We start from the raw sequence: 12,119 nt of genomic DNA on the forward strand, positions 1-12,119 counted from the left end.
CGCCCCACGTCAGTGATCGAAGCGCAGGGCGATGCGGGCCTTGCCGCCGCCGGCGCGGCCGAAATGCACGTGATCGGACAGGCGCTTGAGCATCCAGGCCGCGAACGACGCCTGCTCCTTGGCATCGCCCAGCAGCGCCTCGGGCGAGGGCCGTTCCTTGGGCACTTCCACCACCTCGCCGTCGTAGAGCAGATAAACGTCGAGGTGGGTCTCGTCGAAGCGCGCGCGCAGCTCGATGGGGCCCTCGGCGATGCCCGAATCGATCACCAGCTCAAGCGCCTGCGCCACCGTCGGGATGGCGGCGGCGATCACGTCGCGCCGCGCGCCCCATACATCCCCCTGCCGTTCCAGGAAATCTCGGGCGAAGGGAAAGGCGTGCACCCCGTCCGGCACCGCCTCCCCGGTCTCGCGGGCGATGCCGATGCGGAACAGGAGGTTCAGCAGGATGGCACTGAGCGCCCCCACCGTGAGCGGCGTGGAGAACAGGGGCTGGAGCGCCAGCGGAAGCTGTTCCCGCAGCGGCAGGAGCGCCACCGAAAGCCCCGCCAGCACCGAAAGCCCCACCACGAACACCCGCCGCTCGCTGAGGCGGCGGGAGGTCACAAGATCCATGCCCGCCACCACCAGATAGGCCGAGGTGTAGAGCAGGATGCCGCCGATGACCGGCGAGGGGATGAGGGTGAGCGCCACGATGGCCTTCGGCAGGAAGGCGATGGCGAAGATCATCGCGCCGGCAACGATGCCGATGATGCGCGCCGTGGACTGGGTGGCGAAGGCCAGCCCCACGGACGAGGACGAGAGCCCCGACTGGAAGCCGGAAGTCAGCCCGTTGAGGATATTGCCGATGCCGCAGGCGGTCACGGCCCTCTGGGCGGCCTGCATGTCGGCGCGGCGCCAGTCGGCATCGTTCATCTTCTCCAGCGAGACGGTGACCGAGAGCACGTCCACGAGGTTCATCATCACCAGCAGCGCCATCAGCGGGAACAGCGCCGGGGCGAACTGGAGGCTGGGCAGGGTCAGCGTCGGCCAGGCGACCAGGGGAGCGGCGGCGATGGCCGCGTTCGCCTCCGGATGCCCGGCGCCGAGCACCAGCGCCAGCACCCAGCCGATGCCGGCGCCGGCAAAGACCGCGAACAGCTTCAGCCGCCGCGGCGCGAACACGGTGATGGCGACGATGATGCCCACGGTGGCAAGGCTGGCGAGGCTGGCGTTCTGCGCCACCAGCGGCCCGTGGTCGAGCCCCAGCGCCCGGCGCAACGCCGGCCCCGCCAGCGACACGCCGAGCATGCTCACCGCCACGCCGCACACTTCCGGCGGCAGCAGCACCCGCAGCGGCCGCACCAGCCGCGCCATGAACAGCTGGCAGATGCCCACCAGCAGCGTGGTCATGGCCATGAGCCCGAGCCCGCCCAGCATCAGCGCCTGCGCGGCCAGCGGAATGGCCCCCGGCGCCGGGATATGCACGGCAAGATAGCCCGAGCCGAAGCGCGACCGCAGGCACTGGATGATGGTGGCGATGCCGATGCTCATGGCGCAGGCCGAGAGCATGGCGGACATCTGGTCCGCCGGCAGCCGCGCCTCCGTGGCCGCCAGCACCGGATAGATCAGGAAGGTGACCGCCAGCATGGCGTGCTGGGCGGCCAGCGGCACCAGGGCAACCGGCGGCACCGCATCGTTGAGCCCGTAGACCAGGGATACCGGGCGCCGGGGGATGCGGCTGCCATGCCGGGGATCGGGAAAGACACGATCGAGCACCCGCCGGATCCGGGCACGGGGCGAGCGCGACCGCGCTTTCGTCTCAAGCATCGATGCCTTCGACGAAGGCGCGGATGAGGTGATGGGCGATGGCAATGGGCGGCGGCACGAACAGGCCGTCCGGATGGGTGCGCGCGAGCATCAGCGCCACCTCGTCCCGGTCGAACCAGCGGGCATCCTCCAGCTCGTTGCGGTCGACGGTGATGTCGCGGCTGGTGGCTTGCGCAAGGCAGCCGATCATGAGCGACATGGGGAAGGGCCAGGGCTGGCAGGAGCGATAGGTGACGCGGCCGGTGGCGATCCCCGCCTCCTCCAGCGTCTCGCGGCGGACCGCCTCCTCGATGGTCTCGCCCGGCTCCACGAAGCCGGCGAGGCAGGACCACATGCCCGGCGCGAAATGCGGCTGGCGGCCCAAAAGGCATTGGTCGCCCGCCGCCGTCAGCATGATCACCACCGGATCGGTGCGCGGGAAATGCTGCGCCCCGCAGGAGGGGCAATCGCGCCGCCAGCCGCCATCCAGGATGCGCGAGGCGGTGCCGCAATTGGCGCAGAAACCGTGCCGGCCGTGCCAGCCGAACAGCGCCTTGCCGCAGGCGACGGGAGGAAGGTGGTGCGGCAGCACCAGCCCGCCCACGGCGATGGAGCGCAGGTCCGTGACCTTCAGCCCCTGCCCTTCCAGCTCTTCCCTGAGGCCGGGATCGAAGGCCAGGGCGAAGCGCGGCGCGCCATTGTCGAGGCCGAGGAAGAGCGGCTCGCCCCGCCCTCGTGCCTGCGCCTCGGCGTGGGAAAAGAGCGGATCGAAGACCGGCCCATCGCCCTTCAGCGCCACCAGCTCGCCGCCCAGGAGATAGAAGCCGGCGGCAGAATCGCGAAGGAGATCGCCGGAGGGGTCGCAGGCATGGGGGCGCAGGTGCGCGGCCCGGTCGAGCGTGCTTCCGACATAGCCGAGGTCCGGCCAGGCGCCGAGTTCAGGACGGGAAAGGACGGACATGGACAGGGGCGCGGGCTTCCGGCGGGACGGCCGCCTGTGCGACCGGCGGCGACCGTCGCATGCACGCGGCCTGGAGGCAAGGTCGCACCACCTCTGCCCCTGCGTCAGGACAGGGCCATCCGCTCGCGCAGGGTGGCCAGGCGCCGGTCCCGCTCGGCCGGCGCCAGCGGCACCCGGGTTCCCACGCCGAAGACGGGCCCCGGCCACGCGGCGTCGCCGGGATTTCGGGCCACCACATGCACATGCAGTTGCGAAACCATGTTGCCCAGCGCGGCAACGTTCAGCTTGGCGCAGCCTGTTGCGACCTTCACCGCGGCGCTGACGGCGGCGATCTCCTCCATGAGGATGAGGCGGTCGGCGGCGGGAAGGTCGATGATCTCCACCAGCCCGGCCCGGCGCGGCACCAGCACCACCCAGAAGAAGCGGGCATCGTCCACCAGCCGCAGGTGGCACAGGGGCAGGTCGCCGACCGGGGGACCATCGGCTTCAAGGCGTGGATCGAGCTGGAAGGCGGCGGGTGCGGTCATGGTCGGGATCCACCGAGCCCCTTATCTCGCGCCCTATCCAGCGCGATGTCCGGGACGATGCAGGCAGGATGGCGTTTCGCCGCGAAGAGCATCCTACTTCGGGCGCGCATTCGCGAACCTCTCATGGCCCAGGCGGCCGCGGCCAGCAAGACCGGCGGACGGGACCACCAAGGCCCGCCCTCAACCTCATGCGCCCATTGGAATGCCACCGGACGAGAGCCACCCCGGTTGCCCCCGCCCCCACTTGCCGCTATGGAGGCGCGCAATCACCGCGCGCCCTTGATCGAACCCGCGCGGAAGGACTTTCGGGATGTTTCGCTCGGCCCACCTGACCCGCCTCGACCCGCGCGCCCGCCGGCGCCTCGGTATGGCGCGCCTGCGAAAATGACGCACCCCTGACCCGGCCCGCCGTCGCGCGGGCCGCCCAGAGACGTCTCCCATCCGTTTTCCAGGCGAAGAAAGGCACGAGCGATGGCTCGGCTGGTGATGAAGTTCGGCGGCACGTCAGTCGCCAATATCGAGCGCATCCGCAATGTGGCGCGCCATGTGAAGCGCGAGGTCGAAGCCGGCTACCAGGTGGCGGTGGTGGTCTCCGCCATGTCCGGCAAGACCAACGAACTGGTCGGCTGGTGCAAGGATGCCTCCGCCCTTTACGATCCGCGTGAATATGACGCAGTGGTCGCCTCCGGCGAGCAGGTGACCAGCGGACTGCTGGCCATCGTGCTCCAGGAGATGGGCCTTTCGGCGCGCTCCTGGCAGGGCTGGCAGTTGCCCATTTCCACCGACGACGCCCACGGCTCCGCCCGCATTCTCGACATCGACAGCGACAAGCTCGGCGCCGCCATCGACGGCGGCCAGGTGGCGGTGATCGCCGGTTTCCAGGGCATTCACCTGCCCACGGGACGCCTCACCACCCTGGGCCGCGGCGGCTCGGACACCTCGGCGGTGGCGGTGGCGGCGGCGCTGAAGGCCGAGCGCTGCGACATCTACACCGACGTGGACGGGGTCTACACCACCGACCCGCGCGTGGTGCCCAAGGCCCGGCGCCTCGACCGCATCGCCTTCGAGGAAATGCTGGAAATGGCCTCGCTCGGGGCCAAGGTGCTGCAGGTGCGCTCGGTGGAGCTCGCCATGGTGCATAATGTGCGCACCTTCGTGCGCTCCAGCCTTGTGGATCCCGACGCCCCCGAGATGGCGAACGTGGAAAAGGCCGGAACGCTCATCTGCGACGAGGAGGAGATCGTGGCAAACCAGATGGAATCGCAGGTGGTCACCGGCATCGCCTTCTCCAAGGACGAAGCCCAGGTCTCCATCCGCCGGGTCGCCGACAAGCCGGGCATCGCCGCCGCCGTGTTCGGGCCTCTGGCCAATGCCCACATCAATGTGGACATGATCGTGCAGAACGTGTCCGCCGACGGCTTCACCGACATCACCTTCACCGTTCCCACCGCCGACTTCGAACGCGCCAAGGCGGTGATCGAAAAGGCCAGGGACACCATCGCCCACCAGGTGGTGGAGGGCGCCGCCGACGTCACCAAGGTGTCGGTGATCGGCATCGGCATGCGCTCCCACGCCGGCGTTGCGGCGCAGGCGTTCCAGGCGCTGGCGGGCAAGGGAATCAACATCCGGGCCATCACCACGTCGGAGATCAAGATCTCGTTCCTGATCGATGCGGCCTATACCGAACTTGCGGTTCGGACTCTCCATTCGCTATACGGGCTGGACAGCTGATGGACGGACCCGCGGGGGCGCGCCGTTCAACGCAGAGCCCCGCGGGCACCTGAACCCGCCCACATTTAAGGATGCGGCCGATGCGTGGCACGCTCGGCGGTCCGCGCGTATTGCTCCGCCGCCTCCGCGAGGTGATGGTGGAGCCGGTCAGCGCGCAGGACCGCCTCGACAAGATCGTGGTGCTGATTGCCGCCAACATGGTGGCGGAGGTCTGCTCGGTCTATGTGCTCCGCGTCGACCAGACGCTCGAACTCTATGCCACCGAAGGCCTGAACCGGGATGCGGTCCATCTGACCGTCATGCGGGTGGACGAGGGCCTGGTCGGCCATGTGGCGCGCGAGGCGGAGTCGCTTGCGCTTTCGGACGCCCACGCCCATCCGGAATTCTCCTACCGCCCGGAAACCGGCGAGGAGGTCTACAACTCCTTCCTCGGCGTGCCGATTCTGAGAGCCGGCAACACGCTGGGCGTGCTGGTGGTGCAGAACCGGGCCCGCCGCACCTATACGGAAGAGGAGATCGAGGCGCTCCAGACCACCGCCATGGTGCTGGCGGAGATGATCGCCTCCGGGGAACTGACCGCGCTGGCCAAGCCCGGCGCCGAGCCGGCCGTGCGCCGGCCCCTGCACCTGAAGGGCGTGGCGCTGGCGGACGGGCTGGGGCTCGGCCATGTGGTGCTGCACGAGCCGCGCATCAAGGTCACCAACGTCATCGCCGACGACGTGGTGAAGGAGACCGCCCGCCTCGATGCCGCCATCGGCAAGCTGCGGCACTCCATCGACCTGATGCTGGAGGATGACGGCCTCGCCAAGGCCGGCGAGCACCGCGACATTCTTGAAGCCTACCGCATGTTCGCCCACGACCGCGGCTGGATGCACAAGATGCGTGAGGCCGTGCTCTCCGGCCTCACCGCCGAGGGCGCGGTGGAGCGGGTGCAGTCGGACACCCGCGCCCGCATGATGCGCGCTTCCGACCCCTATCTGCGCGAGCGCCTGCACGACCTCGACGACCTCGCCAACCGCCTGCTGCGCGAGCTGACCGGCCGCAATCGCAGCTCGGAGCGCGAGGCGCTGCCGGAAAACGCCATCCTCGTCGCCCGCAACATGAGCCCGGCGGCGCTGCTCGACTACGACCGCTCGCGCATCCGCGGCCTGGTTCTGGAGGAAGGCGGCACCACCAGCCACGTCACCATTGTCGCCCGGGCGCTGGGCATCGCCGCCGTGGGCCAGGTGGAGAATGCGGCGGGCCTTGCCGATCCCGGCGATCCCGTCATCGTGGACGGGCAGGCGGGTGAAGTGCATCTGCGCCCGCCCGGCGATGTGGAGGAAGCCTATGCGGAGAAGGTGCGCTTCCGCGCCCGCCGCCAGGCCCAGTATGCCGCGCTGCGCACCCGCCCCTCGGTCACCAAGGACGGCGTGCATATCGAATTGCACCTGAATGCCGGCCTGCTGGTGGACCTGCCCCACATAACGGAAACCGGCGCGGCGGGCATCGGCCTGTTCCGCACCGAGCTGCAATTCATGATCGCCTCGGCCTTCCCGCGCATCTCGGAGCAGTTGAAGCTGTATCGCGCGGTGCTGGATGCCGCCGGCGAAAAGCCCGTCACCTTCCGCACCCTCGACATCGGCGGCGACAAGGTGTTGCCGTACATGCGGACCGTCGAGGAGGAAAATCCCGCCCTGGGCTGGCGCGCCATCCGCCTCGGGCTGGACCGGCCCGGCCTGCTGCGCAGCCAGCTGCGCGCGCTGCTGCGAGCCGGCGCGGGGCGCGACCTGCGCATCATGTTCCCCATGGTGGCGGCGGTGGAGGAATTCGACCGCGCCCGCGCCATCGTCGAACGCGAGCTGACCCACCTGCGCAAGCACGGCCACGGCCTGCCGGAGAAGGTGTATGTGGGCGCCATGGTGGAGGTGCCGTCCCTGCTGTTCCAGCTGGACGAGATCCTGTCCCGCGCCGACTTCCTCTCGGTGGGCTCCAACGACCTGGTGCAGTTTCTCTATGCGGCGGACCGCTCCAACGTGCGCGTGGCGGATCGCTTCGATCCGCTGTCGCCGCCGGCGCTGCGGGCCTTCCGCCTGGTGGCGGAAGCCGGCCAGCGCCACGGCAAGCCGGTGACCCTGTGCGGGGAACTGGCGTCGCGGCCGCTGGAGGCCGTGGCCCTCGCCGCACTGGGATACCGGGCGCTCTCTCTCTCACCAGCCTCCATCGGCCCGGTGAAGGCCATGTTGCTGGAGCTGGACGTGTCCGCCGCCCGCAAGGTGCTGCTGCCGCTTTTGGAGGACAAAAGCGGCATGGCCGACCCGCGCGCCGCGCTCTCTGCCTTCGCCAAGGCCTGCGGCCTGCCCATTTAGAGCGTTTTCGAGCGAAGTGGATACCGGTTCGCGTAAAGAAAACGCGTAAACTCAATGGCCTAGAGCATTTCCCCGATTCAGTGAAACGGAGAAATGCTCTAGGCACGCCCCGACGGCTGCCCCCACTGCGTTTTCTGGACGCAAACCGGCTTCACCCTTGCGGAAAACGCTTTAGACCGATGATTTCCCTGCCCACCGCCAAGCTCGACCAATTGGTCGCGCGCCATGCCGAGATCGAGGCCGCCCTGTCGCGCGGTGCGGAGGGCGAGGAATATGTGCGCCTCGGCCGCGAGTTTTCCGAGCTTTCGCCGGTGGTGGAGCAGGTGCGCGCCCTGAAGGACGCCGAGCGCGATCTGGACGGCGCCCACGAACTGCTGGCCGAATCGGCCGGCGACCCCGAGATGCGGGAGATGGCCGAGGCGGAGGTGGAGCGCCTTGAAGGCCGGATCGGCGCGCTGGCCACCGCCGTGCGCCTCGCGCTGCTGCCCAAGGATGCCATGGACGAGCGCGGCATCATCCTGGAGGTGCGCGCCGGCACCGGCGGCGACGAGGCCGCCCTGTTCGCCGGCGACCTCTACCGCATGTACACGCGCTATGCCGCCGAGAAGGGCTGGAGCGTGGAAATCCTCTCCGAGAGCGAGGGGACCATGGGCGGCTACAAGGAAATCGTCGCCGCCCTCCACGGCCGCGGCGCCTATGCGCGGCTCAAGTTCGAGAGCGGGGTCCACCGGGTCCAGCGGGTGCCGGCCACCGAGACCAGCGGGCGCATCCACACCTCCGCCGCCACCGTCGCCGTGCTGCCCGAGGCGGAGGACGTGGACGTGGACATCAACGAGGCCGACCTGCGCATCGACGTCTACCGCGCCCAGGGCGCCGGCGGCCAGCATGTGAACAAGACCGAGAGCGCGGTGCGCATCACCCATCTTCCCACCAACACGGTGGTGGCAGTGCAGGACGAGCGCTCCCAGCATCGCAACAAGGCCCGCGCCATGGCGCTCCTGCGCGCGCGCCTGCTGGACGACGAGCGCCAGAAGAAGGAGGCCGGCCGCGCTGCCGATCGCAAGGGCCAGGTGGGCTCCGGCGACCGCTCCGAGCGCATCCGCACCTACAATTTCCCGCAAGGCCGCGTCACCGACCACCGCATCAACCTCACCCTCTACAAGCTGGACGAGGTGATTGCCGGCCCGGCGCTGGACGAGATCATCGACCCGCTGCTCACCGAGCATCAGGCCGCCCTGCTCGCCGCCGCCGAAGAGGCCTGAGCCGTGGGCAGGAGAGGCGTGGGCAGGAGAGGCGTGGGCAGGAGAGGCGTGGACCCGGGCGCCGCTTGTGGCTGAAGCCCTGACCATCGGCGCCCTGCGCCGGCAGATGGCGGCGGCCCTCGCCGCGGCGGGGGTGGAGACGCCGGACCTCGACGCCCGCGTTTTGCTGGCGCAAGCGCTGGACTGCGCGCCGGGGGACCTGCTGCTGCGCGCCGATGCGCCGGTCCCGCCCGAGGCCGCGGACGCCGCCCGCATGTTGGTGGACCGGCGGGCCGCCGGCGAGCCGGTGGCACGCATTCGCGGCCGGCGGGAGTTCTGGAGCCTCGACCTTCACCTCTCCCCCGAAACCCTGGTGCCCCGTCCCGACACCGAAACCCTGGTGGAGGCGGCCCTTGCCGAACGGCCCGATCGAACCGCGCCGCTCCTGATCCTCGATTTGGGGACGGGCACGGGCGCGATCCTCGCCGCCTTGCTGGTGGAGCTTGCCAACTCCACCGGCATCGCGGTGGACCGCTCCGAGGGCGCGGCCTTGACCGCGCGCGACAATTTCGCGCGCAATGGCCTCGCCGGGCGCGCCCATGTGATGGTCGGCGACTGGGGCAGCGCATTGGCCGGCGGCTTCGACCTCGTGGTCTCCAACCCGCCCTACATCACGGCTTCCGCCATGCTGGACCTGCCCGCCGAGGTCCGCCTGCACGATCCGCATCTGGCGCTTGAGGCCGGGGCGGACGGCCTCGTCGCCTATCGCGCCATCGCCGCCGACCTGCCGCGCCTGCTGCGTCCGGGCGGCGTCGCGGTGCTGGAACTCGGCGCGGGGCAAGAGCCCGCCGTCGCGGAACTGGTTGCTGCGGCGGGACTTGAGATGGCAGGCCCCGCGCGGCGCGACCTTTCGGGAATCCCGAGGGCCCTCGTCGCCCGCCGCAGGTGAGCTATCAGGCGGGCACTGAGTTTCAGGGCGGGCGCCTGCCGGCACTCAAAGCGCGTGCAGTGCGCAAACTGAGAAAAAACCGCTTGGAACCTTGGAGGGAAATGGATAGTGTCTTCTTCAGGAATCGAACCGATGCGTTGGTCCAAGGGGCTGATGCGGGCTTCCGAAATCTCAAGCAGATGTTTCGGGTGCTATGGATGCGGTGGGATGATGCGCGCTCATGCGGCGCACATTCCAGCATCCGGCGGGGAGATCGTTTCACGGTGTTGAGCGCGCGCGGGCTGGATGGCCCGGCAGCGTATCGTGTAACGGCGGCCGTGCTGGGGGGCACGGAACGGGGCTCGATGATCGGATAGATCCGGACTTAACGAACGATCGCACTTTGAGACCAGCGCGAATGCCGGCGCAGGCGGCTCGCGAAGCTGATGTTCATGACCTGCGAACATGACGTGCAAACGTGACTTGCAAAACTGATTTGCAAACAAACGTGGTTTGCAAACGTGACTTGTAGACGTGACTTGCAAACGTGACTTGCGAAAGCGGAACAGCGCGCATCCTGGCGTGCGCCGCCCGGACCAACCATCGGGCGTGTTGCGAAGTTCACCGGCGCATGGCGACCGGGCGCAGACGGCGGCGTGAACGCCGGGCGAGTAGAGATTGATCCACATGAGAAATGGTCAGCAGAAGCAGCGCATGCGCGGCCGCAACAACAACAACAATAACAACGGCAATGGCAACCGGCGCAGCTCGAACCCTCTGACACGGGTCTACGAATCGAACGGCCCGGACACGAAGGTGCGTGGAACGGCCCACCACATCGCGGAGAAATACCAGCAGCTCGCCCGCGACGCCCAGTCGTCCGGAGATCATGTGGCGGCTGAGAATTATTTCCAGCACGCCGAGCATTATCTGCGCCTCATCGCCTCGCTCCAGGGCCAGTTCGCTCCCCCGCCCGGCTTCGGCCGCGACGACGAGATGGACGACGAGGACATGGACGATGTGGCCGCGCTCGATGCGCCCCAGCCGCCCTTCAACCGCGGCGAGCAGCCCTATAATCGTGGCGAGCAGCCCTATCAGCCCCGCGAGGCCCGCGAGAACCGGGACAATCGCAGCGACGATCGCGGCCAGCGGGACAACCGCCAGGGCAATTATCGCCGCAACCGCGACGACGAGGGCGGCGAAGGCTACCAGCCCCAGCCCCAGCGCGAGGCCCGTGACCCCCGCGAGCAGCGGGACCAGCGGGACCCCCGTGAAGAACGCGCGCCCCGCGAGCAGCGTGAGGCCCGCGATCAGCGCGAGGATCGTGCCCCGCGTGAGCAGCGTGAGGATCGCGCGCCGCGGGACCAGCGAGATCCCCGTGAAGAGCGCGCGCCCCGGGAGCCCCGTGAACAGCGCGAAGAGCGCGCCCCCCGGGAGCAGCGGGAACCCCGCGAGGATCGCGCACCGCGCGAGTTCCGCCGTCGCAACCGCGACGAGGCCGGCGAGGGCTTCACGCCGCGCGCCGCCCGCGTCCCCCGCAGCGAGGAGGCCGAGGCGCCCCGCCCGCCCCGCGCCCCGCGCGAGGAAGAGCAGGATCTCGGCCTGCCCTCCTTCATCACCGGTTCGCCGGCCATCATCAAGGACCGCGCCGAAGCGCCTCGAGTGGAAGCCCCGCGCGTGGAAGCCCCGCGCGCCGAGCCGCCCCGCCCCGAGCCCGTCCGCGCCGAACCTGCACGCACCGAGCCCGCACTGGTCGAGGCTGCACGGGTCGAGCCGCCCCGCGAGGAGGCCGCGGAAGCCCCTGAGGCCGCCGAGGCGACCGAAGGCACGGATGCCCGTCGTGGTCGTCGTCGCCGCTTCCGCACCCGCGCCGAGGGTACGACCGAGCAGGCGGCAGGCGGCGAGGCCCCTGCCCCCGAGCAGACCGCGCTCTTCAACGATTGAAGCTGGCCCTGCAGTCTACGTGAAATGAAAAACCCCGCCGGTCACCCGGCGGGGTTTTTCATTTGCGACGCCCACATCCCGCGCGGGCCGGCGATCCGCCCGGCGCGGGCCGCGAACGCCCCTCAGCTTTCCTTGAAGCCGTAGTCGGGGATGCCCTGCTCGTTGCCATAATATTTGTACGGCAGGAACTTGCCGGACATGGTGATCTGCACCCGGTCGCCCTTGGGGTTGGGCTCGCGCACCATTTCCATGTTGAAGTCGATGGCGGACATGATGCCGTCGCCGAACTCCTCCTCGATGAGCGCCTTCCACGCCGGGCCGTTCACCATCACCAGCTCGTAGAAGCGGTAGATGAGCGGGTCGGTGGGGGGCATGGGCGTGCCGGCGCCGCGCAGGGGCACCTCGTTCAGCATGCGCTCCTCCACCTCGGAGAGGCCGAACAGCACGGCTGCCTTGCTGGCCAGCGGCTTCACCAGCTTCATCTGGCCCAGCAGCGCGCCCACCACGAGGAACGGCGACATGCCGCCGATTTCCTCGCAGATGTATTTCCAGGTCCAGCCCTTCTCGCGCTTGATGTCGAGGATCTTCTCGGTGAGTTGCTCGCGCTTCATGGGTCTTGTCTCTCCACTCGTGTCTGTTTCCCAAAGGCCGGCG

9 protein-coding genes are annotated in these 12,119 nt (G+C 69.3%); 5 read left to right on the forward strand and 4 right to left on the reverse strand.

Annotated elements, in window-relative coordinates; all coding sequences use genetic code 11:
- Positions 1 to 9 precede the first annotated feature (9 nt).
- The 3 genes from V5F48_RS00225 to V5F48_RS00235 form a co-directional block, all read right to left on the reverse strand.
- Positions 10 to 1,806, reverse strand: a complete 1,797-nt coding sequence (locus V5F48_RS00225) for a solute carrier family 23 protein (protein WP_394038893.1) — start codon at positions 1,804 to 1,806, stop codon at positions 10 to 12.
- Positions 1,799 to 2,746 (reverse strand): NAD(+) diphosphatase, encoded by a 948-nt coding sequence (gene nudC / locus V5F48_RS00230; protein WP_394038895.1) that lies wholly within the window; start codon positions 2,744 to 2,746, stop codon positions 1,799 to 1,801. The genes V5F48_RS00225 and nudC overlap by 8 nt, the downstream gene beginning before the upstream one ends.
- Before the next feature lie 104 nt (positions 2,747 to 2,850).
- Positions 2,851 to 3,273, reverse strand: coding sequence for an HIT domain-containing protein (locus tag V5F48_RS00235; protein ID WP_394038897.1), 423 nt, complete (start codon positions 3,271 to 3,273; stop codon positions 2,851 to 2,853).
- A gap of 471 nt (positions 3,274 to 3,744) precedes the next feature.
- On the opposite strand from V5F48_RS00235, the gene V5F48_RS00240 reads away from it, so the two are divergent.
- From V5F48_RS00240 to V5F48_RS00260, 5 genes are all read left to right on the forward strand, one after another.
- A complete protein-coding gene (locus V5F48_RS00240; protein WP_394038899.1) occupies positions 3,745 to 5,004 on the forward strand; it encodes an aspartate kinase in 1,260 nt (419 codons plus the stop codon).
- Between the two features lie 80 nt (positions 5,005 to 5,084).
- Positions 5,085 to 7,352 carry a phosphoenolpyruvate--protein phosphotransferase gene (gene ptsP, locus V5F48_RS00245; protein WP_394038901.1) on the forward strand — a complete coding sequence of 756 codons (2,268 nt, stop codon included), beginning with the start codon at positions 5,085 to 5,087 and terminating at the stop codon, positions 7,350 to 7,352.
- 179 nt (positions 7,353 to 7,531) lie between these two features.
- Positions 7,532 to 8,614 carry a peptide chain release factor 1 gene (gene prfA, locus V5F48_RS00250; RefSeq protein ID WP_394038903.1) on the forward strand — a complete coding sequence of 361 codons (1,083 nt, stop codon included), beginning with the start codon at positions 7,532 to 7,534 and terminating at the stop codon, positions 8,612 to 8,614.
- 67 nt (positions 8,615 to 8,681) lie between these two features.
- The gene (gene prmC / locus V5F48_RS00255) at positions 8,682 to 9,542 is read left to right on the forward strand and encodes a peptide chain release factor N(5)-glutamine methyltransferase (RefSeq protein ID WP_394038905.1); all 861 of its coding nucleotides are present in this window, start codon (positions 8,682 to 8,684) and stop codon (positions 9,540 to 9,542) included.
- A 666-nt stretch (positions 9,543 to 10,208) separates the two neighbouring features.
- A complete protein-coding gene (locus V5F48_RS00260) occupies positions 10,209 to 11,465 on the forward strand; it encodes a DUF4167 domain-containing protein (RefSeq protein WP_394038907.1) in 1,257 nt (418 codons plus the stop codon).
- A 122-nt stretch (positions 11,466 to 11,587) separates the two neighbouring features.
- Here the strand turns inward: V5F48_RS00260 and cynS are convergent, their stop codons facing one another.
- The gene (cynS, locus tag V5F48_RS00265) at positions 11,588 to 12,076 is read right to left on the reverse strand and encodes a cyanase (RefSeq protein WP_394038909.1); all 489 of its coding nucleotides are present in this window, start codon (positions 12,074 to 12,076) and stop codon (positions 11,588 to 11,590) included.
- Between the last annotated feature and the right edge of the window lie 43 nt (positions 12,077 to 12,119).

Origin of the sequence: Xanthobacter autotrophicus ATCC 700552 (assembly GCF_043194565.1) — a bacterium.
GTDB classification, from domain to species: domain Bacteria; phylum Pseudomonadota; class Alphaproteobacteria; order Rhizobiales; family Xanthobacteraceae; genus Xanthobacter; species Xanthobacter autotrophicus_F.